Origin of the sequence: Acinetobacter sp. YH01010 (assembly GCF_013420775.1) — a bacterium.
GTDB lineage: Bacteria > Pseudomonadota > Gammaproteobacteria > Pseudomonadales > Moraxellaceae > Acinetobacter > Acinetobacter amyesii.
This window is the reverse complement of record NZ_VOYF01000005.1, coordinates 1-24827: the sequence shown is the minus strand read 5'-3', so window position 1 is coordinate 24827 and position 24827 is coordinate 1. Positions and strand designations below refer to the sequence as shown.

Genomic DNA, 24827 nt, shown 5'->3' with positions numbered 1-24827 from the left:
ATTATTGCTTAGAATCCTTTGCAAAATTTTAGATAAGTAATGTTATAAGATTGGATTTGTAAGCATTTTTATAAAGTGTGCCAAAGCATGCTATCGTGCCGATAAATCAACCATGATTGCATAATGATAAAAAATGACGCTTCCTCAGCATTCTCAGCAGCAGAATATAAAGCTGCATCGTTCACAGTTAGATCAAGAGTTTTCAACAGATTTGTTCCAAGCTGTACAGGTTATTCGGTATCTGCAAGTAATCGGTGTTGCACTGATAGCTGCCAGTTTCGTGTATTTGATCGCGGCAAACTGGTTGATGTTGCCAAAATTCATTCAATTGGCAATTCCAATGTTGCTGTTGCTACTTAGTGCTGTGACGAGTGTATATGTTGCAAGTCGTGTTTGGATTCAGCAAAGTTTAGATACTTTAAGCGGTTTGTTGCTTGGATTGAGTTTGGCTGTGATTGGGCAGGTCTATCAAACAGGTGCAGACAGTTATCTGTTATTTTTGGTCTGGGCTTTGCTGCTTTTACCTTGGTTATCTCGACCGAATATTGGAGTCTTTGCGTTACTGTGTTTGATCAGTCAATTGGCATTATTTTTATATTTTAAACAAAGCTATTTAATCGTTGATCATTCATGGTGGTATTTACTCTGCATGAATGTATTGACGGCAATTTGTGTGACCTTGTGTTTGAAATATTATGCTGCACTGCGCTTTGTATTTGTTGCATTTATTACACTAATGTCGATGTATTGCATGTTTTTATACTGCGGAAATGGGGCAGAGCAGTATCAATGGCAATATTTAATTTTTGCCTTGTTGCTTCCAATTTATCTGATTATCTATTTTTATCGACAACATCGTGCATTAGAAACCAGTTTACAAGCTGCAGGTCTCGCCGCGAGTTTCAGTATTTTGATTTTCCAATGGGCAGAACATATTTTATCTGACTCGAGTGCAGGATTGTTGGTTTTTGCCTTGCTGATATTTGCTTGGTTTGCGGTGATCAGTTGGGCACTGATGAAATTTCTGCCACAGACTAAATTTGCGGTTATTCCTTTAGCGATTGGGGCATGGTTCGCAGGCATTATTTTATCGAGCTTATTGCTGACCTATTGGAAGGCGTTTTCAATCGTCATGGGCTTAGTTTTTGTGGCTGTGGCTTGGTGGTTGATTCGACGAGCTAAAAGTATCTTTAGTCGCCAATTTGCTTACTGCTTATGGGTATGTGGCCAATCTGCGGTCTTCATACATACAGAGAGCTTGACCGATAGCATTGGGTTTATTTTAGTATTACAAATTGGCGTTATCTTGCTCTGTTTGTTTAGTCGAATGCATTGGTTTATTGTTTTTATTCAACTCATTGCAGGATATGGCCTTGCAGTGGCCACACTATTTGATGCCGATCTTTTTATGAGCGATGAACATGTCATCTTAGCTGTGATTGGATTGAATTATATTCTACTGATTTTCTTGCTCGGGAGTGCAACAGCTTGGTTGCACTCGATGTATCGAAAAAGTGTTGTGTTGTGGATGTTATGCATCGTATTGGCGGGTGTGGTGTTGCAGACCTTGTCAAATAACGTTCTACATTTTGAACAGACCCAACATGGTGTTCTTGACCTGTTTATCGTTTATCTACTGCCTGTGGTTTGGCTTGGCCTTTACATCGCAAATCAGCAAAAACAGACGGGGCGCGAAAAATGGCTGTTACTGCTATTGGGTCTTGTGCTGATTGCGATGGGCTATTTTGAAATTTTCTTGTTATTGGTTTTATTGGCATGGGCGCAGGTCTATCAGCAATCTTTGGTTAAAGCCCTTTGCATCGTGTTGATCATTTTTAGCTTATGGATGCTGTATTACAATTTAGGGTTGAGCTTTTTACTGAAAAGTTTAACGATTTTGATCTCTGGTCTTTTGCTGCTTGGCATCACCAAAATGTTAACTGCGATACAGCATAAACAAGGGGAAGGAGCATGATGAACATACTCAATAAAAAAATGCTTCCTATTGGTTTGGCTGTACTCAGTATTCTTTTATTTGTACTGATGATTGCACGGCATGAATGGCATCTGGCAAACAGTCAGAGTATTTATGTAAAGCTGCAACCGGTCGATCCTCGCTCTTTGATTCAAGGAGATTATATGGCCTTGAATTATCAGCTCTATTTTGGTGGTCAGCCTTCTGAAGAGCAATCTGCTAATGGGCAGGCTGCCAAAGCGAACAAAGAAGAAAATGTACACCGTGACTATTTTGTAGATCAAAAAAGTATTGTGAGTTATGTGCAGCTTGATGCACAGCGTAGGGTGATTCGAACCAGTTTCAACCCAGAGTTGTTAGCGCAGTATCCAAGCTCATCCACAAAACTGGTGCTCAAAAATCCTGACAATAGATTTGAGGGTTTATATCCCGCTGCGAGCAGCTTTTTATTTGCTGAAGGCTTGGAGTCGTGCTATCGCGATGCGCAATATGCAGAGCTAAAGGTACAAGAAAATGGTCAGCCTTTGTTGGTGGGTTTGGTCGGAGAGCATTTACAGCCCTTTGATTGTAAACAAAACCAAGCATGGTGGAAGGGCCCGAGAGCAGGGGAGATAAGTTGAGCTGTTGAGTTGTATGTAGTGATATGCGTCTAATACTGAATTTTTGCAGTCAATAATGCATAGTTCAGCCATAAAAAAGCCCGCAAATTTTGCGGGCTTTTTAGAATCTTTAAATGCTTGAATTAAGCGACTTGAACCGGAATACAGTTCGCTGTGTGGTTCACCGTGTTGTTTGGGTTCGCATAGACTAAGCGTGGCTTATGTGCATTTGCTTCAGCTTCTGTGAAATCACCAAAAGTTGCGATAATCAACAAGTCGCCAATATCTGCTTGGTGAGCAGCACCGCCATTTACAGAGATAATGCCAGAACCTTCTTCACCACGAATGGCATAAGTGGTAAAACGCTTACCATTAGTCACGTTCCACATATGAATTTCTTCATATTCACGGATACCGGCTAAATCTAGAAGAATACCGTCAATTGCACAAGAACCTTCATAATGTAATTCTGCTTGTGTAACGACGCAACGGTGGATTTTAGCTTTTAATAAACGAGATAGCATGGCTAGCGTCTCCTTGGTAGACCTAAGATCGTATCTTATGGTGGAACAATCTCTTGAATGCTGGGTGAGCAGTCAAATGCAAGCGCATTTTGCTCTGAAATCATTCAGATGGCAATAAGTATTGTTCAACAATTTGTGGAATTGTCAGTTCTATTTGTAAGCGTTGATCTGGTTCATGGCTTGCTGAATCTCACCACTTACCAACAATTTAGTACGTGATAAGGCATGTGCAATAGCATCATCCATTAAGCCTTGTTCACTACTTGGTGCTTTACCTAAGACATGGCCTGAGACACGTTCTTTAGAACCAGGATGACCAATACCAATACGTAAACGATGGAAATTTGGACCAATATGCGGGACGATATCGCGTAAACCATTATGACCACCATGACCACCGCCCGTTTTCAGGCGAATGACACCCGGGTTCATATCGAGTTCATCGTGTGCGATAAGCATTGCTTCAGGAGCAATTTGATAGAATTTAGCGAAGGGAACAACACTTTGACCAGAGAGATTCATAAAGGTTGTAGGTAACAGCAGACGAACGTCTTGACCTTCGATATTACCACGACCACTGATGCCTTTATATTTAGGATCAGCTTTGAGTTGGATGCCATATTGTTCTGCAAGGCGTTCTACAAACCAGAAGCCTGCATTATGGCGGGTTTGGGCATACTCAGAACCTGGGTTACCCAAACCAACAATCAGTGAAAGTTTACTCACTCATTTACACCATTTAACACTTATGCGCGTTTGAAGTCAGCGTGCATAGGAGTGTTTTTAGCTGGGTGACGTTGTAAAGCTTGGATTTTAACGCTTTCAGTTTTACCGTCAATGTTGATTTCAACAACTTCTTCAAAGAATGCGTTGTTTTCTAAAGCTTTAACAAGTTCGCGAAGTTCCAAAGTAACTGCTACAGGTTCAGCTGCACCACCGTAGATGATTGCTGGTACTTTATTTTGAAGACGAAGGCGGCGGCTCGAACCTTTCCCTTGTACTGCTTCTTCACGTGCTACTGCATTTAATACGAAGTTTGCCATGATAGACATTCCTATTTAAGTTTAATTGACTAGACCTTCGACCAGTCTAGTGATAGAAAGCCCCACCAAAAGGCAGGGCTTTTAAATTTAGCGCTATATTATAGATAAGAATCGAACATTGCGCTAATAGATTCTTCGTTGTTAATACGACGAATTGTTTCAGCAACCATACTTGCAACTGAAACTTGGCGAATCTTACCAAGAGCTTGAGCTTCTTCTGAAAGCGGAATGGTGTCTGTTACAACCAATTCGTCAATCACAGAGTTTTTCAAGTTTTCTAAAGCTTTACCAGAAAGTACTGGGTGAGTTGCGTAAGCAACAACTTTTCGAGCACCAAAAGTTTTTAGTGCGTCAGCAGCTTTACACAATGTACCTGCTGTATCCACCATATCATCAACGATGACACAGTCACGGCCTTTAACGTCACCGATCAAGTGCATTACTTGAGATTCATTCGCTTTTTGACGGCGTTTGTCGATGATCGCAAGATCGATATCACCCATTTGCTTAGCTACAGCACGCGCACGTACTACACCACCAACGTCAGGAGAAACAACCATTAAGTTGTCGTGTGACTGTTGACGAAGATCTGCTAAAAGTGCAGGAGTACCGTAGATGTTGTCTACAGGAATATCGAAGAAACCTTGGATTTGGTCAGCATGAAGGTCGATCATGACAACGCGGTCAATACCAACAGTTGTGAGCATATCTGCAACAACTTTTGCTGTAATTGGCACACGGCTTGAACGTGGACGACGGTCTTGACGAGCATAACCAAAATAAGGAATGACAGCAGTGATACGACCAGCACTTGCTCGACGCAAAGCATCAGCCATAACTAAGATTTCCATAAGGTTATCGTTAGTTGGAGCACAAGTTGGTTGTACGATGAATACGTCTTTACCACGAACATTTTCAGTAATTTCGACAGCGATTTCACCGTCAGAAAATTGACCTACAGATGCAGCACCTAGAGGGATGTGAAGGTGGCTAACGACTTTTTGGGCGAATTGTGGATGTGCAGATCCACTAAAAACGACAAGATTGGGCATGAAGCACCCTTGGCGGTTGGCAAATTGGAGAATTAGATGGCAGGGGCGGCTGGATTCGAACCAACGGATGCCGAGATCAAAACCCGGTGCCTTACCACTTGGCGACGCCCCTAATGCGGCAGAACTTTAATATTTTTACAGTATTTTGTCAAGTTGAAACAACAAAGATACTGCAAATTATACTCTGTCTTTTTTGAAGTAAATGGCAGGGGCGGCTGGATTCGAACCAACGGATGCCGAGATCAAAACCCGGTGCCTTACCACTTGGCGACGCCCCTAAATTGATGAAATAGCGAATAAAGTAAATGGCAGGGGCGGCTGGATTCGAACCAACGGATGCCGAGATCAAAACCCGGTGCCTTACCACTTGGCGACGCCCCTAATACTTTACAGCAATTACATCTACAGGTGAAAAATGATGGCAGGGGCGGCTGGATTCGAACCAACGGATGCCGAGATCAAAACCCGGTGCCTTACCACTTGGCGACGCCCCTATATCAAACTTCAAAATGACGTAATGGTGATTCTTGCAAACTGCGAACCAAGTAAGATTTACATGGTGCATTTTTCAATATGTCATCAATATTCATATTTTCAGTCACTTCAGTAAATACACAAGCACCTGTACCTGTAAGCTTTGCTGTACCGAACTGATCTAAGTACCGCATTGCTTCATCGACTTCGGGATATAAGCTTCGTGCCACAGGCTCAAAGTTATTTCCAAAATCAGATGGCGTTTCCTGATAGCCGCAAAATTTAGTGGGCTTTGAGTCTCTTGTCAACGTTTTTTGTGAAAAAAGCAGTTGAGTGCTGATAAAACAGTCAGGTTTTAATACAATGTACTGTTTTTGAGCTAAATCTATGAATGTTAAGTGTTCACCGATACCTTCTGCCCATGCATTTAGACCATGTACAAACACGGGAACATCTGCCCCAAGTTGTAAGCCGAGTTCTGCAAGTTGTTCGGTATTTAGACCACATTTCCACAGTTGATTGAGCACAATAAGGGTTGTTGCTGCATTGGATGAACCACCACCGAGCCCTGCACCCATCGGAATATTTTTTTCGATGTGGATTTTTTGTGCAGTCAGTGCTTTAGCAAACGGTTTGAGTATTTGAGCAGCAAGATAAATTAAATTTTGCTCTAGATTGACGCTGTTTAAGCCCTCAATTTGAATAAAATTTTCATCAGCAGAATTTGCAAGTGGGTGAAATTCCATCCAATCAGATAAATCGATGAGCTGAAAAATCGTCTGCAATTCGTGATATCCATTAGGACGTCGGCCAGTAATGTGCAAAAACAAATTGAGTTTTGCAGGAGAAGGTACACGAATCATGGAAGTCATAGCTCAGCTTTTAGGCAAATTAACGATTTTGAATCACCATTGTAATACGGTTTTCCTGACCGGATTCAAGTGCTTGTTTTAAAATTAACTTGTTCGGTACCGTCGCAGTCTCGTTATAGCTTAGGTCAACCGTCCAACCATCTTCAATAATCTGTTGTGGGCGCTGTGCAGTATCGCGTTGAATTTTTGCTTGTGTGGTTGCAGGGCGCGCCTGTACCCAGTCGACGAGGTGGGTAATGGGAGCTTGCCAACCAGTAGCACGTTCCAGTAATTCTTCAGGTGTTTCTGCTTCAATTAAACCGGTTTTTGCACTGTTTAACTGAACTTGACCGGGTTTACCGCTGATTTGAGTTTTTCCAACACCTAATATGCCACTCAGTTCGATATCATATTCATTGCGGTCTTGAACCCAAGTAAAAAAAGCACTTCCTGACTGTTGTGGCGTGCGCACACCAATCTTACCTTGTAAGTTGAATTGATTTGCAGCGACTTCTTCAGGGCTAGGTTGAGCGGGTGTTTTAACATATTGCTGACAACCGGTAAAAAATAAAGCGCAGCAGGTCAGGGCAGATACCCCAAATTTTGAAGATACTTGCATAAACTCTTTCTAACTCTTTTTCATGGGTTGGGGTAACAATAACGAATGTAGTTGCTCTAATTGCGGATCATTCGGATGTTTTTGTTGGAGTTGTTGTAACAACGCGTCAAATTTATTCATATCACCTTGCATGAAGACTGATCGTGCGTAGCGAATGCCAATTTTTAAACTATTACTCAGTTCATACGCTTTGGCCAAAACAGATGCAGATGTACTAAAATCATTTTGCAAATAACAAATATAACCGAATGTATCTAAAATTGAGGCTTGCTCAGGAGCATATTCCAAGGCATGTTCGACATATTTTCGGGCTTCATCTAAGCGTCTATTTTGTACCGCCAAAGTATAGGCATATGCATTTAAATAGGTCGGGCTATTGGGTTCAATTTCAAGTAATTGTTTTAGTAATTGGTCGAGTCTATCTTTATCTTGATGGGCGTCGAGCAGTAGAACTTCGGCATAAATGAGCTCTGGATCTTCAGGTAAGTTTTTTACCGCTTCATCAAGTAAACGAACTGCTGCTTTTTTATTGTTCATGCGTTTTAAAATATCTGCCTGAGCAAGATATAAGAAACTGGCATGTTGAGGATAATTAACCCGCTCTTGGGTTAAAAAGCGCAGTGCATCATGCAGCTTATTTTGCTGGCTAAAAATGCTGATCATATTGCGCCGTGAAACTGTATAAAGACTGCCATCAACAAGGCGATAATAGGCTTTTGCCGTTTCATAATGCTGTTTGCGTTCAGCATTTACTGCGAGATAGTAATACGCTTCATTTTGGTATTTGCTCGAATAACGTAACTCCACCAAATACTTTTCGGCTTTTTCATAAAGCTCTAAGTCAATACTGGTCAGACCTGCCATAAATAGCGGTTCTTCAGCAGATGGCCACTTCTTTAGTATATCTTCGAGTTTTTCTAGACCTAATTCTGACTGATTGATTTTAATTAAATATTTTGCTTCTGCTAAGCGAACTTCCATATTGTTGCGGTGTTTACGGCTGGATTTTTCGAACCATTTTAAGGTTTCTTCTTCATCACCTAACGACATAAGTAAATTGGCTTTCATTAAGATATAGCCAGTCACTTTCGGGCGTTTTTTTAGTGCTAAATTAATTGTGTCTAAGGCATCAGCAAAGGCACCATTTTGAGCTTGTAAACCTGCGACTAAGACCAAAATAGAGGGATTGGTTTTTTCTTTGCTGGCGGTCAGTGCTTGGATCAGATAAGCACGATCTTCCTCTGACTCAGGGGAAATACCCGCCAAAATTTGTTCTAAATCTGCATTCGGGTCAATGGTTAAAATTTTATCAAGTGTTTCTGCGGCAAGCTCATATTCATGGGCTTTCAGGGCAATATGTGATAAATAAAATAATGCCGGGACATCTTCAGGTTCTTGGACGACCCAATGTGTGGCAATGTCTAAAGCTGCTTGTAGATCATTTTGCTCAATTGCAACGTTTAAAGCACGTTGTTTGACCATGGTGGATTTACTTTTGATTGCAAGCACGGTGTAATTATGAAGCGCGGTTGGGATGTCGTTATAAGCTAAGGCAAATTCTGCAATCATACTTTGTTTAATTGCATCATATCCTGAATTTGCATGGTAAACTTCTCCCACGGCCCGAATTGGGGCAGTAGAAGCCATGCTACCAACAAGTAAGAATGTGGTAGAATACTGCTTTATTGTCTGGCCGTTCAGTCGGCTATTTGTTAGACGCAATTTTTCTTGATCCAAGTAATGCTTTTTATGACGCCGATAATGCACAATAGCATAAATTTAGCGAAATGATGATCTGATATGTCTTTCTTTGCATTGGGTGTCAACCATCAAACCGCCTCTGTAGAACTGCGCGAACAGATTGCATTTAACCCTGAAAAGTTAACAGCGCTGCTTGAACAGCAAAGCCATGCACCTGAACTCAATGACATGGTGGTGGTGTCTACATGTAATCGTACCGAAGTCTATGCGATGTCTGAAAATGCAGACGTGGTATTGAATTGGCTCGCCCAATCAAATGGTATCGATGTAAAGCAATTGTCAAATCATGTGTATCGTTATGAAAATGCACAAGCGGTGACACACCTCATGCGTGTGGCTAGCGGCTTGGATTCGCTCATGCTTGGTGAGCCTCAAATTTTAGGTCAAGTCAAAACGGCTTTGTCCTTAGCCAAAGATGCCGAAACCGTTTCCCCAAATTTAAACCGTATTTTTGAATATGCCTTTTATGCGGCAAAACGTGTGCGTTCTGAAACAGCCGTTGGAAGTCATGCGGTGTCGATGGGCTATGCTGTTGCTCAGCTCGCTTTACAGGTCTTTAGTCAGCCTGAAAAATTGACGGTGATGATTGTTGCTGCTGGTGAAATGAATAGCTTGGTTGCAAAGCATTTGGCCGAAATGGGTGTGGGCAGAATTATTATCTGTAACCGTACACGTGCCCGTGCCGAAGCTTTATCGCAAGAGATTGCTCATCGTGTAGAAGTTGAAATTATTGATTTTGCAGATTTGGCAGACAATTTACATCGTGCAGATGTAATTTCAAGTTGTACCGGAAGCTTGCATCAAGTGATTTATTTTGCGGATGTCAAAGCAGCACTGAAAAAACGTCGTTATAAACAAATGCTATTGGTTGATTTGGCTGTACCACGAGATATTGAAGCCAAAGTTGAAAGTCTAGATGGCGTTTATTTATATGGTGTCGATGACCTGCAAACTGTCATTGAAGAAAATTTGGCTCAGCGTCGTCAGGCGGCAGTTGAAGCCGAAGTCATGGTCAATCAGCTTGCGACAGATTTAATCACGCAGCAAAAAGTGAATTTGGCTGGCTCGACGATTCATGCATACCGTGAACATGGTGAGTCATTGCGTCAAGAAGAACTGGCTTTGGCGCTGAATCGTCTACAAAAGGGCGAAGATGCTGCGAAGATTATGCAAGAAATGTCACATCGTTTAACCCAAAAGTTGCTGCATCCAACTTCTATCGTGCTGCGAAATGCAGCAATGGCGGAAGACCCTGCTTATTTTGAAATGTTAGAACAAAATTTAGTTAATGTGGCTGAAAATCGCCGTAAACCAAAAAAATAAATAAGCTGATTCATTGAATAGCATGTCGTTCACAGCTTGAACTTGAAGTTAAAACTTAATCTTCAAGGAGGGTGAGCGATCTTTTTTTATCAATATCATAAATACGTTGTTTTAAATTACGCATTTCAGCAAGGCTAGAAAACTTATTCGACTTGATCTTGAGTTGTAAGAATTGATATTGCAATTTTGTCGATAAATCTGCTGCAAGTTTATCTGCCTGTTCAGGTGATGACGTATAGTCACTGATATTGGCATGCTCTAAAATATGTTGTAATTCATGATGATGCGCTGCACATGCACCGAGTACATAATAGGTCGATAACTCTGGGTCATCAGGCAATTCATCAAAAATCACATTGAAAATATTTAAAACGTGATAAAGCAAGAGATCTTGTGAAACTAAGGCGCGTAAAGGCTCAAAATGAATGTAGAGATAAGGATGATTGATTAAAATCGCAATCACATATTCTTCGGCATCAATTTTTGTACTAAAGCTCAATGATGCATCATTATTGACTTGAGGCTGCCACTTTCGGCTGAACCCTAATTTTTCACGGAAATATTGTTGTAGCAAATAACGATATGAACCACCTTTCGGCAACAGTTCAGTGAGCTGTCTGAGTTCACCCATCACCTGACTTTTACCTTCAGGTGAACTGACATCATGATTTTGCGTTAAATGTGCAAAAACAAATTCAGAAAGAAGCGGTGAGGTGTGCAGTAACCGTCGAAAATTTTCAATACCTTCACGACGGATCAATGAATCTGGGTCATGGTCATTCGGCAAAACAAAGAATTTAAGTTCACGTCCATCATTCAGTAATGGAAGGGCAATTTCGAGCGTACGTCGAGCTGCTTTTTGACCTGCGGAATCTCCATCAAATGCAATGGTAATACGGCTATTTTGCTTAAATAAAATGTTTAAATGTTCAGTATTACTGGCAGTCCCTAAAGTCGCTACAGCGCCATGAATGCCATATTGCTGTAGGGCAATCACATCCATATAACCTTCGACCATTAACCAATCTTGGGCTTTTTGTTTACGGCCTTCATATAAACCATAAAGTAACTGGTTTTTATGGAAAACTTCAGAGTCTGGGGAATTGATGTACTTCGGTTTGATTTCATCATTTAGGGCACGACCACCAAAACCGACCACACGACCTTTCGCATCTCGAATCGGGAAAATCACCCGCTCACGCAGTAGGTCAAAGTCACGACCACTATCACTAGTTCGAATCAAACCGAGAAGTTTGAGTCCTTCGATATCCTGTGGAAAGGCTTTTTCCAGATGTTGCCAATCTTCAGGGGCATAGCCTAAGCGCCAATAGGCGATGGTGTCTGCACTGAGACCCCGTTGTTTAAAATAAGCTTGCCCAATTGGACTGAGCGGAAGTTGTTGCTCATAAAACTGTGCGACATTTTCCAGCAAGTCATATAAGTTTCCGTCTTGCGGCACATCTTCAAATCCATTGGTAACTTGGTCAAAGTGAGCAAACGGATCGTTCCCATAAAAGGCATCTTCGTTATTTTGAAACTCAGCAAATGGGTCGTGTTCGAAATTTACTGCAGCAGGATTTGTGTCGGTTTCGCCTGTTTTGGGTGGCAGAGCTTTTGCTTGGATTGGAGGTTTTTGTACAGGTTTGGGTTTAGATTCGCGTTTATATTTGAGTTTATTGGAATCGTTATTGTCTTTCGGTAGTTCAATACCCGTTTGGCTAGATAAATCCTTCATTACTTCGATGAAGTTACGGCTACCAATATCCATTAAAAAACGGATGGCATTACCATTGGCCTGACAACCAAAGCAGTGAAAATATTGTTTATCACGATAGACATGGAAAGATGGCGATTTTTCCTGATGGAATGGGCAGCATCCTGAGTAGGTGCGTCCAGTCTTTTTCAATTTCACAAATTGACCAATCACATCGACAATATCGGTGCGATCTAAAATTTGATCAATTGTATGTTGAGGAATGGCCATGCTGTTTTATCTGTCTATCTATTGAATTTGGGCAGTTCGTGAAATATGTTGAAATCAGCAATGCTGTAAGTTCAGGTGGAGATGCAGTACAGCATCGTCCATCGAACTATTGTATACCTTTTAATCTAACCGAATCTGTAGATCCTGAAAAGATAAAAGGGCAAGTATTCTAACTTGCCCTTTGTGAAAAATCGACCTTCGTTGCGACTATATTATTCAGCTGCTTCGGTCGATTGTGTTTTTTCATCTTTTGGACGATCGAGTAAGCCAAAGCTTAAACGATTAGTTAAACTACGTTTTTCTTCATCATTTTTAACTACATCTGTAGAGGTTTGCTCAGACATCGTCTGTGCTTCTTTACCGAAAATACCCAAAGTTGCACGGTTAAGGAAGCTGCCTTCACTACGTGCAGCACGCATATTGACCGTACCGTCTGACTTCACAAGTTTTGGATAGTTCAGTTTAAGTACTTCAATGTATTGCTGAGACGTGGTTTTATCACCAAGTTTGTCATAACCATAGGCTACAGTCGCTAGAGCTTCTGGAACTTGTGGCGCTTGCGGATAATGTTCGATCACCCAAAGTGAACGTTCAACAGCAGCTAACCATGCTTTACGCTTCACATTAAAACGTGCCGCATTCATTTCGCTTTCAGCCAATTCTTGACTGATGAACTTCATACGTTGTGCGGCATCGACTGCATATTCGCTCGATGGGTAGCGACGGATAAAGTCGACAAAGTTTTGATAAGCCACTTTGAGATAGCTCACATCACGATGCGATTGCTTTAAAGAAGTATAGCGAAGCAAACCATTGTAGTTTTGCTCCATGTTTGAAACACCACGCACGTAGTACGCATAATCAACTTGCGGATGTTGTGGGTTCATACGAATAAAACGGTCTGCAAGTGCAATCGCACCTTCATAGTCTTTTTGCTGAAACTTTACATACAATAGTTCAAGTTGTGCTTGCTGCGCATAGTTACCTGTAGGGTAGTAGGTCTCTAGAGCTTCAAGGTGTTTTGCTGCATCTGTATATTGGTTACGTTCAAGCGCTTTTTGTGCTTTTTCGATATAAATCTGTTCGCTTGATTGTGGACCTGTGTCGACCACTTCTTTCTTTGGATTACTGCTACAGCCTACCATTGCCGATGCAATGCCTATTGTTAGAGCAAGCATTGTCATTTTATATTTTGGTAGCGACATAAAAATTCCTCTGTTAATACGGGCAATGAGCTACAATTGAACTATTAAACCACTTTTGTCTGAATGAGCAAATGAGTCAAGCACAATCTTCCAATTCTAATTTCCCTGAAACTGATTTCAATTTACTTGAAGATTCTGAGGATGCAGATAACCATACTTCAGACTCAACTGCAACACGTTTATCGTTGCAATTTCAATTGGATGAAAGCTATTTAGGACAACGTATTGATCAGGTTTCAGCACTGGTTTGGACTGATTTTTCTCGTGAAAAGCTAAAACAGTGGCTCAAAGAGGGCCATTTGTTGGTCAATGGTAACACTGTGAAACCAAAGTACAAATGCGAAGGAACAGAGTTACTGACTTTAGACGTCGAGTTAGAAGCACAAACCCGCAGCTTACCTGAAGATATTCCACTTAATATTGTCTATGAAGATGACGATATTATGGTGATTAACAAACCTGTGGGTATGGTAGTACATCCGGGCGCTGGAAACAGTACAGGCACATTGGTGAATGCAATTTTGCACCATTACCCAAAATCTTCAGAGTTGACCCGTGCAGGTTTGGTGCATCGTATTGATAAAGACACCTCAGGTCTGTTGGTTGTTGCGAAAAACCTCGAATCCCAATTTTCTTTAAGTAAGCAATTGGCGAAGAAATCGGTTTACCGTATTTACGATTTGATCGTATATGGCAACATTATTGCAGGCGGTACAGTGGATGAACCAATTAAACGTCATCCTGTTGATCGCATTAAAATGGCTGTCTTGCCGGGCGGTAAAGATGCGGTAACTCACTATAATGTGAAAGAACGTTTCCAAAACTTTACCCGTGTTCAAGCACGTCTAGAAACGGGTCGTACCCATCAAATTCGTGTGCATTTTACTTATATCGGTCATGGTCTCGTTGGCGATCAAGTGTATGTACCACGTGTACGTATGCCTGCAGGCGCGTCGATGTTATTAGATGACACTTTACGTGGCTTTAAACGTCAAGCGTTACATGCAGTTAAATTGGGTCTCGTTCATCCACGTACAGGTGAAGACATGATGTTTGAAGCACCATGGCCTGAAGACTTTAACCAATTGGTTGAAGTTTTACGTAGCGAAAACAAAGCTTATTAAGTTTTAAACTGATTTACACGCCATAGATAGAAAAGGACGGCAACATGCAATTTGTTCAGGGACTTCCACAGGGTGTTTTTGTGGGACAAACTCGAGTTCATCATGATCAGACGCAACCCGCTGAACAACCTGAACTGGCAGGATTTAATCTGGCATTGCATGTGGGAGATGATGCAGCGCGTGTGCAAAAGCACCGGATGCAATTGCTCAAAGACTTTGCTAAATATGGCGTGAATAAAATCAGCTGGATGAACCAAACGCACAGTACGCTATGCCATCGCATTGATGAACAGATCAACTTTGTTGCACCCGAAGGCGATGGTATGGTCACGCAGTCTAAACATCATGCCCTGATGATGATGACCGCAGACTGCTTACCCGTGGTTTTGGGTAATGCTGATGGGACTGAAGTTGCCAATCTGCATGCAGGTTGGAAGGGCCTGGCTAATGGTATTGTGGAAAATACCATTGCAGCTATGCATACTCAGCCAACATGGGCGTGGTTGGGGGCAGCCATTTGTCAAGAGAGTTTTGAAATTGGCGCAGAAGTCAAAGCTGCCTTTTGTTCAAAATACCCAGAACTTGAAAGTGCATTTAAAGCTGGTGTAAGGGAAGGCAAATATTATGCTGATCTTTATGCGATAGCGCGTTATATTCTTGCATTACATGGGGTTAAAGCCGTAACAGGTGGCGACCAATGTACCTTTTTGCAAGCTGAAGAATATTTTTCTTATCGCCGCGAAGCGAAAACAGGACGTATGGCAACATTCGTCTTTATGCTTTGAAAATGCTAAACTTGACTGAATCTATCGACTTTTAAATGTTATGTCTTTGACTGCTAAATCTCTTGCTGTTGTTTACCACAGTCCCTATGGGCACACTGCCAAAGTGGCGAATTTCATTGTACAAGGTGCAGAAAAAGCCGGTGTAAAAGTCCATCTCATGAATGTAGAGCATGTGGATTGGGATGAATTGGACAGTGCAGATGCCATCGTTTTTGGATGCCCAACCTATATGGGCAGTATGAGTGCGGCAATGAAATTATTCATGGAGCAATCATCTAAACGCTGGTTGGCACGGACATGGCAAGGCAAGTTAGCCGCTGGTTTTACCAATGGTGGCGGCTTAAGTGGAGATAAATTGGCAGTATTGCAGCAAATCAATTTATTCGCCATGCAGCACGGCATGTTGTGGAGCGGTCTTCCATTGATGCCAACTGGACGAAGCACAACAGATTTAAATCGGATGTCGAGCTTTTTAGGTTTAATGACACAATCGGATAATGCGCCTGTTGAAGTCACGCCACCTGCGGGTGATTTAGAAACCGCTATTTGGTTTGGTGAATATATTGGATTGTTGCTCAATAAAATTCATTAACTAATGTTACGCAGTAACATCAGAAGCGTCATTTGATTCAAATAAAGCGATACGCGGCAACGTCATCCGCAAGTGTTTGAGACAGGACTACATCTATTTAAAAATGTTTTTGCGATACTTTGAATAAGTAGACGCTAGTGAACGAGTTTTGCGGTGAGGAGCATTGCTCCGCAAGATGGTTTTCTTGCGAAGCTTCGCTTCTCATTTTGCCGAATGAGAAACATCGTTTCGTAAGAGTATCTCCAGCCGAAGGCTAATCCCTTTATTTAAACCCTAGATGTAAGACTCCGTCGAATAGACTTAAAAAGCATTTTAAAAATGCGTAATTACTTTTATATGCGTAACATCAGTCATTAATTTATAAGTGTATTGATTGATTTTTTTGATCGCAATGTATTAAAAAATTAAGGTTTTTTTATTTTAAATTTGACTTACTCTTCACCCTAAAAAAATCAGCTACTAGACAATCAGGAAGTCCGTGCCAACTGTTTGTGTGGGTTGAATTTTTGCTAAATTTATTTTGTGGGACATCATTTGTCCTACAAAGTTGATATGCTTTTTCATAACGTCAAATGTATGAAAGATCAAAATGAAAAAAGCACAATCAAAATTATTAAAAAGATTATTAACCTTATATAAGGTTTTACCTCGATATCCTCAAGAATTTATTTCAATTGTGTCCTTAAAAAATAAGGTTCGGAAGAATTATTCAGATTGCATCGATGAGGCATCTATCATTAAAGCAATACGTAGAGATCTTGATTTATTACCAGAATTTTTAATTTCTGGAGAGTTGATTGTAAAAGCTGGCAAAGGAAATCAACCTGCAACTTATCAGCTCAGCCGAGATGCGTGCATAGAACCAATGTCTAAAGAGTTAGCACTTATTTTGGTTATGGCAAATGAATATTTACATCATAGTCTACCTGATGAAATTTATGAAAAAGTTGAGGGTTTTTTTCAATCTGCTGAATTGCAACTTCAGCAGAATACAAAATTGGATGATTGGAATAGACGTGTGCGATTTATTCCTGATGGATACGGGGAGACAGAGAAGGCGCAACATTATGTTGAAATGCAACAGTTGATTTATAAAGCATTATTACAGGGTGATGTTTGGCTTAAAGCAAAATACCGAAAAGAAGGTACGCAGCAAATTGGAAGCTATATGTTAAAGCCTCAAGGAATTGTTCAATATGGGCAAAAACCATACTTGATGGCAAGTAAAATAGATTCTAAAAAAAGCGTATTAAGAACATTTAATATTTTAAATTTTGAATTTTTAGAAATAGTTCCTGAGAAAATAGCAATTGATATAGATGCATATGATTTAGATGATTTAATTGAAAAACGCGAGTTTGAAGATGCCTATTTTAACCGTGAAGAAATTGACATTTTTTTTGTGTTTCAAGAAATATTATTGGATGAGCTGACGCGTAATCCTTTGGGTGATTGTCAATCTATAGTAAAAATAGATGAAGGTTATTATGAATTAAATACAAGTTGTATTTTTACAATGAGCCGTATGGATTGGTTAATTCAAAATGCTGAGTATATACAAATTATAGGACCCGATGAATTAAAGGAGGAAGTTGCGGATCGGATAATGAGAGCAGCTGAAAAGCATGAAGTTTTTAACCAATTAAATTTTGGAGATTATGAGTAATGTCTTCAAAAATATCTATGATTAACCAACTTCTTCATTTATCTGAATTAGTAAACTCATGTTATTTGATAGAAGAAGTGCTTAGTGAAAATTTATATTTAGCAATAGAACAGTTGATCCGTAATGATCAAAATAAACGATACCCTGATGTGCGCTGGCATACGGTTAGATGGGATGTCTGCGCAAACTTTGAGTATAAAGAAATTTGGTTTTCTCCGATTTTGGGGAGTAATATTCAAACAAATCACCAACATTTAAATATAGATGAGTGCTATGCATTTTTTAAGTTAACGATTCAGAATCATGATAAAAAAGAAGTTTATTTGGATGATTATTTTGCAAATAACGGAAATCGTTTACCAACGGTAAATTTTTTTAATCATACAAATGGTTTTGTTTGTATTCAATTTCATTTGAATAAAAACATGATATACAAGAATGATCAACAAACATGCATTTCAAAAGCAAGGAGTTGGAAAAAAAAGAGGAATGAACTTATTCAGCAATACGGTGAGCTCACAACATTTGGTTTTAAATTAAATGAAAGTGAAGGTTATTGGTATTTAATTATTGAAACTCTTGATCCAGTTCAAGTCGCTACGGATTTTGAGAATAAAGAATTTATAGGTTCACTGGATCCTGTTAAAGATGCCTTTAAAAAAATATATCAGGCTTTAGATATATTTGATTTAATTGAAAAGAAGGCAAAATTATTAATTTAAAAACGATTTAGAATGTTGGGGGTATAATTGGAATTTCAGGATATAGCGAAAAATTCCTCTGAGAATTTTTTAACACATAGTGTATGTTTAATGGAAACTGAAATAGTTTCTGCTAAAGAACAGAATTGTTCGAAACAGTTAGAAGCTTTTTTTAAAGCTTGGCAAAAGATAAGTCTTGATATACCAACACCTGAAAAAGTCATCAGTGTTGATCATTTGAATTTAAGCAGGTTTTTTGATGCCTATAAGAAAGCCTTATTTCTTGTTCTAGAAGCTAGAGAAGCAGGCTTATTACTAAATGTCTGGAAAAATTCAGGTTTAGGCAGTGATGAAGTTCGTAATTCAAAGGTTTTGAAATGGTTTCTAGATTGTAGTGGTGATCATGGTCAAGGTAATAAGATACTATTACAATTTTTGAAACTGTTAGAAGCTCCTTTTTGTGATTTTCAATCAGAATTTTATTCTACTATCGAAGAATGTTGTCCGTTAGGTAATTTAGAAAGTAGAGTGGATATAGAAATTGATGCTCTAGAGTTTCTATTATTTATTGAAATAAAAATTCATGCAAATGAGAGTTTTCAGCAATTAGAGCGTTATAGAGGAATTGCAAAGAAAAAAGCTGCAGGAAGACCTTGGTTAATCGTTTATTTAACAAAAGATGGAAAGCTACCAACAGATTATTTAGATAATGCTGAGGGGTTACGTGGGCTTTCATGGGGAAGAATGGCTAAAGCATTTAAAAAATATGCCAATAGTCAGAACTTAAATAATCGAAGCCTATGGCTATTAAGCCAGTTTGCTGATCATACAAAAATGTTTTAAAAAATTGAAATTAGGAGAATCAAATGAACAATATGCAAGCAGTGGAACTTATCATCAAGAATATTGAATATTTGGAGGATGCAAAAAAACTATTAGAAGGTGAAATTTCTGAAAAAATATGTGCAGCTTTAGACAGTAAAATACATAATTTTATCGACGATTTTGAAGATAAATGGGAGGGAGTATTTAATTTTTATGATAACTGTTATAGCCAATTTGCACCTGAAAAATGGCGAGTAACAAATGGTGATACCTTTAAACACCAGCAGTTTTATGCGAGATACTTTTTAGGCTATGAAAGTGATGAAACTGGTGGAGATTCGACGGAATGGTTTTTAACGGCTTTACTAAAAAATGATAAAGAGAAGTTGGTTTTCAATTTTTATCCTTGGAGAGAAAATTTTATAAAATGTACGGTAAAAGATTGGAAGGATTTTGCGAGTGAAAGTAATCAAATGTATCAGCAAATTGAAGAATTTGGCTTTAAATATAATGCAAAGCAAGGAAGTTGGTACTTAATTATTGATGGAATTGATCCAGAAAAACTAATTGAAAATTATAAAAATGAAACAATTGAAGATGCTTTAGAACCTTTTGAAATCGCATTAAAAAAATTACAGCAAGCACATCCGTATTTCGACGCAATTGTAACATCTGCGAAAAATAAATTTAACAATGAAGCAATTGGTGTTGTGTAGATTATGAATGAAATTTTTTGGGAAAATTATCCATCTAGTTCAGTAAAATTAACAAGTAAAGATGACAGAATATTTTTATTATTTGAAGGTAAATCGACTGAATATGGGCGTTACTTTTCAGGAAAAATTGAGTTGCACCTTTCATTAGAGGAACAGGTCGCTTCGGGTTTAATTCAATATCGTTATCAGGATGGTTTAGAGGAAGAGTTTGCTTATAAATTGACAGGTGCATTTGAAGATGACTCTTGGGAATACTTTACGGGTAACTGGGAAGAAAATGGTGAACTTGAAACTTTCGAAGCCTTATTAGAAATTGGTGAGCAAGAGGTATTGAATGCTGTTGATGTAGAAGTTGATAAAGAGGCAGTTGTCTTTGATCACCTTACAGCAGAAATAAATATTGCTAAGAAAAAAACCATTGACCGTCATGGTGCTATGCGACAACGAGCAGCAAGAAGTGACGCAAGAGTAAGAAAAATTCAAAGAAGTATTGAACTTTATTATGGTTTACCTCAAGGCTCGGTACGGCTTGTAAATCCTGATAAAAGCATAATCCACCCTTCCGCAAAAATAGGTACCCTTCGTGGAAGATGGATAAGTGAGGACGCTTAACCATAAAAAAACCTCCAAAATGGAGGTTTTTTTATAAAACTTATTTATGAAAAATACGGGCTTTATCGCGCTGCCAATCACGGTCTTTTTCCGTTGCACGCTTGTCGTGAAGCTGTTTACCTTTTACTAGGGCGATTTCAAGTTTGGCATGAGGACCTTTCCAGTAACATGCCAAAGGCACACATGAATAACCTTTTTGGTCAATCGCACCTTGTAGTTTTTCAATTTCACGGCGGTTCAGCAATAATTTACGAGTACGTGTTGCTTCAGGCACCACATGTGTCGAAGCACTCAGTAAAGGTTGCACTTGAGCGCCGAATAAAAATGCTTCACCATTTTTAAACGTAATATAGCTCTCTACGATAGTCATACGACCCGCACGCATTGATTTGACTTCCCAGCCTTGTAATGAAAGACCCGCTTCAAATTTTTCTTCAATGAAATAATCGTGACGCGCACGCTTATTTAGGGCAATCGTACTGCTACTATTTTTTTTAACTACTGCTTTCGTCATAATCAAAAACTTCCAAACTTAGCACTATTGTACCCGAACTTTGAATAAGATGAAGTTTTTAAATTTACAAGCTGACTTCACCTATAAATCAAGATTTTGTTAAAATACCCGTCTACAAAATAACAGAGTACAACTGGATGTCTAAAACTCGTGTAATTTATCCGGGCACATTCGATCCAATTACTAATGGTCATATCGACTTAGTGACACGTGCATCACGCATGTTTGACGAAGTTGTCGTGGCAATTGCAATTGGACATCACAAAAACCCTGTGTTTAGTCTGGAAGAACGTGTTGCACTAGCGCAAGAGTCTTTAAGTCATTTGTCAAATGTTGAGTTTGTAGGTTTTGATGGGCTGTTGGTCAACTTCTTTAACGAGCAAAAAGCAACAGCCGTGTTACGTGGTTTACGTGCAGTTTCAGATTTTGAATATGAATTTCAATTGGCAAATATGAATCGCCGTTTGGATAGTAAATTTGAAGCCGTGTTCTTAACCCCATCAGAGCAATATTCGTTTATTTCATCTACGCTCGTGCGTGAAATTGCACGTTTAAATGGTGATGTCACTCAGTTTGTACCACAAGCTGTTGTGGAAGCCTTTAAGCGTAAACAACAGCAAGGTTGGTAGAGTGTCTTTATATATCACTGATGAATGCATCAACTGCGATGTCTGTGAACCTGTATGCCCCAATGAGGCGATTTTCATGGGGGAGCTCATTTATGAGATTAACCCTGATTTGTGTACGGAATGCGTTGGGCATCACGATAAACCGCAGTGTCAGTTGTTCTGTCCAGTGGATTGTATTCCATTGGATCCGGCACATCCTGAAACTCAGGAACAGCTTCAACAAAAGTACGAAAAACTAACTGCTCAAAAAACATCAAGCAATTAGTTGTCAGATTTGTTAGAATGCGCCCCGAAGTGAACCAGACGATCGCTGCTGTGTATAGGTCTCCGTGACTAAAGCAGGGGAGGAAAGTCCGGGCTTCATAGGGCAAGGTGCCAGGTAACGCCTGGGCGGTGTGAGCCGACGGAAAGTGCAGCAGAGAGTAGACCGCCTTCATTATGGTTTCGAGTAATCGAAATCGGAGGTAAGGGTGAAAGGGTGCGGTAAGAGCGCACCGCGTGTCTGGTAACAGTTCACGGCATGGTAAACCCCACCGGAAGCAAGACCAAATAGGGATCCTTTAGGCATGGCCCATGCTGGATCCGGGTAGGTCGCTTGAGCGTATGAGTGATTGTACGCCTAGAGGAATGATCGTCCTCGACAGAACCCGGCTTATCGGTTCACTTCAACAAATTTTGATCAAATACGCGCATTATGGGCTTGACGATATTTAAATATCCCTCCATAATGCGCGCACAGTTTAAGGCTATGTAGCTCAGTTGGTTAGAGCACCGCACTCATAATGCGGGGGTCACAAGTTCAAGTCTCGTCATAGCCACCATATTCAAAAAAAGACCACTCCGATTGAGTGGTCTTTTTTTGTTTCGACGTTTTAAAATCGAAAGTTTTATCATCATAACTGATGTTAAGCAGTAATATCAGAAGCGCTATTTGATTCAAATAAAAGAACGATACGCGGTAAGGTCATCCGCAAGTGTTTGAGACAAGACTATATCTATTCAAAAATATTTTTTGCGATACTTTGAATAATTTGACGCTAGTGAACGAGTTTTGTCGGTGAGGTGCATTGCACCGCAATATGGTTTCCTTGCGAAGCACGCTTCTCATTTTGCCGAATGAGAAACAACGTTTCGTAAGAGTACCTCCAGCTGAAGGCTAATCCCTTTATTTAAACCCTAGATGTAAGACTCCGTCGAATAGGCTTAAAAATCATTTTTTAAAAAAATACGTCATTATTTTAAAGGCGTAACATCAGATCTTAAATATCATCGATAGACAAAACGACGCATACCTGCACGTAAGGCAAATGCGCCATGCATATATACGCCACCGAGCCAATACGGCACATTGTAAATATCTTCATGGCGATATTTAACTAAAGTAAACTCAGCCAATAGTCCTTCAAAGAACATGCCACCAATGGCAAGCATGATGGCCAATATCAGTAGCCATGTACGCTCATAGCTAAATAGCCAGCGAATAAAAAAGCTCAGGTAAAAAATCCAACAAAGTGCTTCGGGATGAAAATTACCAAATCCGCTGAGTATGTAGACGATGGCAAATAGTATTAGGCTCTCGACGAGGGGCGCAGTGCCGTCATGATGACAACTGAGCTGAGTCATCACATAGTGTTTAAGTAGTTGTGTAAGTTGAATATAGCTAAATGCCATGAAAGCAAAGGCAATAAAAAAGCCGGGGAATACCCACCAAGCCTGATGGAAAAATAATGGGTTGGGATAACTAAGTGTTTTTGTATAGACATGAATCGCATCGCAAAAAGTTGCGACGACTGCTGCCAGCAGGGCAAGTATAAATATGCCTGAGAATTGAGTGGTTCTCGTCATCATTCATCCTGAAAAGTGGGTCTTTTTATTTTATGAGTTCTTTATAGTCTGAATTTGAGGAAAAGGCTATGACAAGTTACGAGATGCTCATGGGTTAAATGTTAATTTATAGCGCTACTGCTATACTCAATACATAGTTAACTTGATGAATATAAATAGAAATGATGGATAACCAATTAAACTGGCCTAAAGATAATTTTGAGAATATTGAAACTGCATGGGAAGGTGATCTTTGGCATCGCCGTCGTTTAGGAGAGCAGCTTACAAGTTATGTTGATCGCTTAAACTGCGGTGCTGTTCTTGCTTTGGATGCACGATGGGGTGAGGGTAAAACGTGGTTTGTTCGTAACTGGGCGAAACATTTAGATGATACTCAGCATAACGTGATTTATTTGGATGCGTTTGCAAATGATTATTTGGAAGATCCTTTTTTGGTTATTGCATCTGAAATTGCTTCAAAGTTAGATAAAACAGCCGAAAATAAGCCCTTAGTGCATAAATTTAAGAAAGCAGCAGCAGTTATGCAACAAGGACTTTTAACCTTAGCTCCAACACTCATTGCTTCAATGATTAGCTGTGCTTTAACTGGTGGGCTAATTCCACTGATTAAAATTGATAGCGAGAAAATTACAGATAAACTTGATGATGCAATTGATAAAGTAACAGAAAATATTGGAGAAAAAGTTACTGAGGCAATTCAAGCTAAGATTGATAGTTATGAAGAAGAGAAAAACTCCATAATTGCTTTTAAAGCAACATTGGCACAGTTAGCAGAAAATTTAGATAAGCCTTTAGTCTTTATTATTGATGAATTGGATCGATGCCGCCCTGATTTTGCAATACGTTTAATTGAGAGGATCAAACACTTTTTTGATATTAGAAAAATAGTTTTTGTATTGGTAATGAATAAAAACCAACTTATAAATGGTATTCAGCATATTTATGGATATGACAATGAGAGTTCGAAAATATATTTAGAAAAATTTATCGACTTTGAGATTCCCTTGAGAAATCAAGTAAATATTCTGGATAAAAATAAATCTAATTTAGAAGTAATTTCAAAATTATTAAAATTGGTGGGAGAAGAGTCCGTAGATATTGCTTTAGTCGTGCTACTTAGTATTAGTAAAGATATATCCACACGGGAACTTAAGAGGAAAATTAATCTTTATGCTTTATTAAAAAAAGAAAAATTAGAAAATAATATTTTTATCGCTTTGGGAGTAATTAAAGGGGCAAGGGATTTATTGCATGATATGGAACGCATTGCTGTGTTAATAATAGATTTCTTTCATAAGTCATTTTTCACTCAGCTCCAAGTTATAAATTCCAGCAATTAGATTGAATCTTAATGCTAGTCTTTTGCCTCGATTGCGATATCGCTCAGCAAGAATTTTGAAGGTTTTCA

At 39.5% G+C, this 24827-nt stretch carries 25 protein-coding genes, 5 tRNA genes, 1 other RNA gene and 1 pseudogene; 16 read left to right on the top strand and 16 right to left on the bottom strand.

The features are described 5' to 3' along the window. Positions 1–133 precede the first annotated feature (133 nt). On the top strand, positions 134–1975 hold the full coding sequence (locus FTT77_RS05870) for a DUF2157 domain-containing protein (protein ID WP_180007588.1): 1842 nt from the start codon (positions 134–136) through the stop codon (positions 1973–1975). Then, on the top strand, positions 1972–2595 hold the full coding sequence (locus tag FTT77_RS05865) for a GDYXXLXY domain-containing protein (protein WP_257223195.1): 624 nt from the start codon (positions 1972–1974) through the stop codon (positions 2593–2595). The genes FTT77_RS05870 and FTT77_RS05865 overlap by 4 nt, the downstream gene beginning before the upstream one ends. Positions 2596–2717: 122 nt before the next feature. Here the strand turns inward: FTT77_RS05865 and panD are convergent, their stop codons facing one another. The 11 genes from panD to FTT77_RS05810 form a co-directional block, all read right to left on the bottom strand. After that, entirely contained in the window at positions 2718–3098 is a 381-nt protein-coding gene (gene panD / locus FTT77_RS05860; RefSeq protein ID WP_078191363.1) for an aspartate 1-decarboxylase, read from the bottom strand. Positions 3099–3248: 150 nt separating this feature from the next. Then, entirely contained in the window at positions 3249–3824 is a 576-nt protein-coding gene (gene pth / locus FTT77_RS05855) for an aminoacyl-tRNA hydrolase (protein ID WP_168378106.1), read from the bottom strand. Positions 3825–3844: 20 nt separating this feature from the next. Continuing rightward, a complete protein-coding gene (rplY, locus tag FTT77_RS05850) occupies positions 3845–4141 on the bottom strand; it encodes a 50S ribosomal protein L25 (protein ID WP_180007589.1) in 297 nt (98 codons plus the stop codon). Between the two features lie 98 nt (positions 4142–4239). Then, complete coding sequence (locus FTT77_RS05845; protein WP_078191360.1) at positions 4240–5193, bottom strand: ribose-phosphate pyrophosphokinase; 954 nt, start codon at positions 5191–5193, stop codon at positions 4240–4242. A gap of 37 nt (positions 5194–5230) precedes the next feature. Beyond that, positions 5231–5305: transfer RNA gene (locus tag FTT77_RS05840), tRNA-Gln, on the bottom strand. 91 nt (positions 5306–5396) lie between these two features. Then, a tRNA-Gln gene (locus FTT77_RS05835) sits at positions 5397–5471 on the bottom strand. 28 nt (positions 5472–5499) lie between these two features. Next, a tRNA-Gln gene (locus FTT77_RS05830) sits at positions 5500–5574 on the bottom strand. A 38-nt stretch (positions 5575–5612) separates the two neighbouring features. After that, positions 5613–5687: transfer RNA gene (locus tag FTT77_RS05825), tRNA-Gln, on the bottom strand. A gap of 3 nt (positions 5688–5690) precedes the next feature. Further along, positions 5691–6530 (bottom strand): 4-(cytidine 5'-diphospho)-2-C-methyl-D-erythritol kinase, encoded by an 840-nt coding sequence (ispE, locus tag FTT77_RS05820; protein WP_180109099.1) that lies wholly within the window; start codon positions 6528–6530, stop codon positions 5691–5693. A gap of 28 nt (positions 6531–6558) precedes the next feature. Then, a complete protein-coding gene (lolB, locus tag FTT77_RS05815) occupies positions 6559–7137 on the bottom strand; it encodes a lipoprotein insertase outer membrane protein LolB (protein ID WP_078191359.1) in 579 nt (192 codons plus the stop codon). Between the two features lie 9 nt (positions 7138–7146). Then, positions 7147–8859 (bottom strand): hypothetical protein, encoded by a 1713-nt coding sequence (locus FTT77_RS05810; RefSeq protein WP_180005451.1) that lies wholly within the window; start codon positions 8857–8859, stop codon positions 7147–7149. A gap of 78 nt (positions 8860–8937) precedes the next feature. Between FTT77_RS05810 and hemA the strand changes: the two genes are divergently transcribed. Then, a complete protein-coding gene (gene hemA, locus FTT77_RS05805) occupies positions 8938–10221 on the top strand; it encodes a glutamyl-tRNA reductase (protein WP_180073599.1) in 1284 nt (427 codons plus the stop codon). 55 nt (positions 10222–10276) lie between these two features. Here hemA and FTT77_RS05800 read toward each other — a convergent pair whose 3' ends face one another. Beyond that, complete coding sequence (locus FTT77_RS05800) at positions 10277–12205, bottom strand: DNA primase (RefSeq protein WP_180007593.1); 1929 nt, start codon at positions 12203–12205, stop codon at positions 10277–10279. Positions 12206–12417: 212 nt separating this feature from the next. Then, complete coding sequence (locus tag FTT77_RS05795; protein ID WP_180005454.1) at positions 12418–13410, bottom strand: outer membrane protein assembly factor BamD; 993 nt, start codon at positions 13408–13410, stop codon at positions 12418–12420. Positions 13411–13481: 71 nt separating this feature from the next. On the opposite strand from FTT77_RS05795, the gene rluD reads away from it, so the two are divergent. From rluD to FTT77_RS05755, 8 genes are all read left to right on the top strand, one after another. Next, a complete protein-coding gene (rluD, locus tag FTT77_RS05790) occupies positions 13482–14534 on the top strand; it encodes a 23S rRNA pseudouridine(1911/1915/1917) synthase RluD (RefSeq protein ID WP_078191355.1) in 1053 nt (350 codons plus the stop codon). A 44-nt stretch (positions 14535–14578) separates the two neighbouring features. Beyond that, complete coding sequence (gene pgeF, locus FTT77_RS05785) at positions 14579–15319, top strand: peptidoglycan editing factor PgeF (protein ID WP_180007594.1); 741 nt, start codon at positions 14579–14581, stop codon at positions 15317–15319. Between the two features lie 40 nt (positions 15320–15359). Further along, positions 15360–15911, top strand: a complete 552-nt coding sequence (locus FTT77_RS05780) for a flavodoxin family protein (protein ID WP_180007595.1) — start codon at positions 15360–15362, stop codon at positions 15909–15911. Between the two features lie 589 nt (positions 15912–16500). Next, the gene (locus tag FTT77_RS05775) at positions 16501–17577 is read left to right on the top strand and encodes a YafY family protein (RefSeq protein WP_180073597.1); all 1077 of its coding nucleotides are present in this window, start codon (positions 16501–16503) and stop codon (positions 17575–17577) included. Further along, complete coding sequence (locus FTT77_RS05770; protein ID WP_180007597.1) at positions 17577–18299, top strand: hypothetical protein; 723 nt, start codon at positions 17577–17579, stop codon at positions 18297–18299. Before FTT77_RS05775 ends, FTT77_RS05770 begins: the two co-directional genes overlap by 1 nt. 27 nt (positions 18300–18326) lie before the next feature. Then, positions 18327–19121, top strand: a complete 795-nt coding sequence (locus tag FTT77_RS05765; RefSeq protein WP_180109059.1) for a PD-(D/E)XK nuclease family protein — start codon at positions 18327–18329, stop codon at positions 19119–19121. 23 nt (positions 19122–19144) lie between these two features. Next, a complete protein-coding gene (locus tag FTT77_RS05760; protein WP_180011564.1) occupies positions 19145–19819 on the top strand; it encodes a hypothetical protein in 675 nt (224 codons plus the stop codon). Positions 19820–19822: 3 nt separating this feature from the next. Next, positions 19823–20431, top strand: coding sequence for a hypothetical protein (locus FTT77_RS05755; protein ID WP_180011566.1), 609 nt, complete (start codon positions 19823–19825; stop codon positions 20429–20431). A 40-nt stretch (positions 20432–20471) separates the two neighbouring features. Here FTT77_RS05755 and smpB read toward each other — a convergent pair whose 3' ends face one another. Beyond that, a complete protein-coding gene (gene smpB, locus FTT77_RS05750; RefSeq protein WP_180109058.1) occupies positions 20472–20945 on the bottom strand; it encodes an SsrA-binding protein SmpB in 474 nt (157 codons plus the stop codon). 137 nt (positions 20946–21082) lie between these two features. Here smpB and coaD point away from each other — a divergent pair, with 137 nt between their 5' ends. From coaD to FTT77_RS05730, 4 genes are all read left to right on the top strand, one after another. Then, positions 21083–21574 carry a pantetheine-phosphate adenylyltransferase gene (gene coaD / locus FTT77_RS05745; RefSeq protein WP_078191350.1) on the top strand — a complete coding sequence of 164 codons (492 nt, stop codon included), beginning with the start codon at positions 21083–21085 and terminating at the stop codon, positions 21572–21574. Position 21575: 1 nt separating this feature from the next. Further along, complete coding sequence (locus FTT77_RS05740; RefSeq protein ID WP_078191349.1) at positions 21576–21839, top strand: YfhL family 4Fe-4S dicluster ferredoxin; 264 nt, start codon at positions 21576–21578, stop codon at positions 21837–21839. Positions 21840–21865: 26 nt separating this feature from the next. Further along, positions 21866–22245, top strand: an RNA gene (gene rnpB, locus FTT77_RS05735) — RNase P RNA component class A. Positions 22246–22318: 73 nt separating this feature from the next. Next, positions 22319–22395 (top strand) — tRNA-Met (locus tag FTT77_RS05730). A 445-nt stretch (positions 22396–22840) separates the two neighbouring features. Here FTT77_RS05730 and FTT77_RS05725 read toward each other — a convergent pair. Further along, positions 22841–23419, bottom strand: coding sequence for a hypothetical protein (locus tag FTT77_RS05725; RefSeq protein ID WP_180011572.1), 579 nt, complete (start codon positions 23417–23419; stop codon positions 22841–22843). A gap of 161 nt (positions 23420–23580) precedes the next feature. On the opposite strand from FTT77_RS05725, the gene FTT77_RS05720 reads away from it, so the two are divergent. Beyond that, positions 23581–24759 carry a P-loop NTPase fold protein gene (locus tag FTT77_RS05720; RefSeq protein WP_180109057.1) on the top strand — a complete coding sequence of 393 codons (1179 nt, stop codon included), beginning with the start codon at positions 23581–23583 and terminating at the stop codon, positions 24757–24759. On the opposite strand, the pseudogene FTT77_RS05715 reads toward FTT77_RS05720, so the two are convergent. Next, positions 24718–24827 (bottom strand): annotated as a pseudogene (locus FTT77_RS05715) (IS5/IS1182 family transposase); the annotation flags it as partial. The gene FTT77_RS05720 and the pseudogene FTT77_RS05715 sit on opposite strands and share 42 nt — an antisense overlap.

Excerpts from the sequence above, each read along its gene's own strand:
- lolB (WP_078191359.1), bottom strand. The coding sequence starts at position 7,137 with ATGCAAGTATCTTCAAAATTTGGGGTATCTGCCCTGACCTGCTGCGCT.
- FTT77_RS05870 (WP_180007588.1), top strand. The coding sequence starts at position 134 with ATGACGCTTCCTCAGCATTCTCAGCAGCAGAATATAAAGCTGCATCGT.
- FTT77_RS05800 (WP_180007593.1), bottom strand. The coding sequence starts at position 12,205 with ATGGCCATTCCTCAACATACAATTGATCAAATTTTAGATCGCACCGAT.
- smpB (WP_180109058.1), bottom strand. The coding sequence starts at position 20,945 with ATGACGAAAGCAGTAGTTAAAAAAAATAGTAGCAGTACGATTGCCCTA.
- rluD (WP_078191355.1), top strand. The coding sequence starts at position 13,482 with ATGAGTCAAGCACAATCTTCCAATTCTAATTTCCCTGAAACTGATTTC.
- FTT77_RS05720 (WP_180109057.1), top strand. The coding sequence starts at position 23,581 with ATGATGGATAACCAATTAAACTGGCCTAAAGATAATTTTGAGAATATT.
- rplY (WP_180007589.1), bottom strand. The coding sequence starts at position 4,141 with ATGGCAAACTTCGTATTAAATGCAGTAGCACGTGAAGAAGCAGTACAA.
- panD (WP_078191363.1), bottom strand. The coding sequence starts at position 3,098 with ATGCTATCTCGTTTATTAAAAGCTAAAATCCACCGTTGCGTCGTTACA.
- coaD (WP_078191350.1), top strand. The coding sequence starts at position 21,083 with ATGTCTAAAACTCGTGTAATTTATCCGGGCACATTCGATCCAATTACT.
- FTT77_RS05795 (WP_180005454.1), bottom strand. The coding sequence starts at position 13,410 with ATGTCGCTACCAAAATATAAAATGACAATGCTTGCTCTAACAATAGGC.
- FTT77_RS05775 (WP_180073597.1), top strand. The coding sequence starts at position 16,501 with ATGAAAAAAGCACAATCAAAATTATTAAAAAGATTATTAACCTTATAT.
- FTT77_RS05780 (WP_180007595.1), top strand. The coding sequence starts at position 15,360 with ATGTCTTTGACTGCTAAATCTCTTGCTGTTGTTTACCACAGTCCCTAT.
- FTT77_RS05770 (WP_180007597.1), top strand. The coding sequence starts at position 17,577 with ATGTCTTCAAAAATATCTATGATTAACCAACTTCTTCATTTATCTGAA.
- FTT77_RS05845 (WP_078191360.1), bottom strand. The coding sequence starts at position 5,193 with ATGCCCAATCTTGTCGTTTTTAGTGGATCTGCACATCCACAATTCGCC.
- FTT77_RS05725 (WP_180011572.1), bottom strand. The coding sequence starts at position 23,419 with ATGACGAGAACCACTCAATTCTCAGGCATATTTATACTTGCCCTGCTG.
- ispE (WP_180109099.1), bottom strand. The coding sequence starts at position 6,530 with ATGATTCGTGTACCTTCTCCTGCAAAACTCAATTTGTTTTTGCACATT.
- FTT77_RS05760 (WP_180011564.1), top strand. The coding sequence starts at position 19,145 with ATGAACAATATGCAAGCAGTGGAACTTATCATCAAGAATATTGAATAT.
- FTT77_RS05865 (WP_257223195.1), top strand. The coding sequence starts at position 1,972 with ATGATGAACATACTCAATAAAAAAATGCTTCCTATTGGTTTGGCTGTA.
- FTT77_RS05755 (WP_180011566.1), top strand. The coding sequence starts at position 19,823 with ATGAATGAAATTTTTTGGGAAAATTATCCATCTAGTTCAGTAAAATTA.
- pgeF (WP_180007594.1), top strand. The coding sequence starts at position 14,579 with ATGCAATTTGTTCAGGGACTTCCACAGGGTGTTTTTGTGGGACAAACT.
- hemA (WP_180073599.1), top strand. The coding sequence starts at position 8,938 with ATGTCTTTCTTTGCATTGGGTGTCAACCATCAAACCGCCTCTGTAGAA.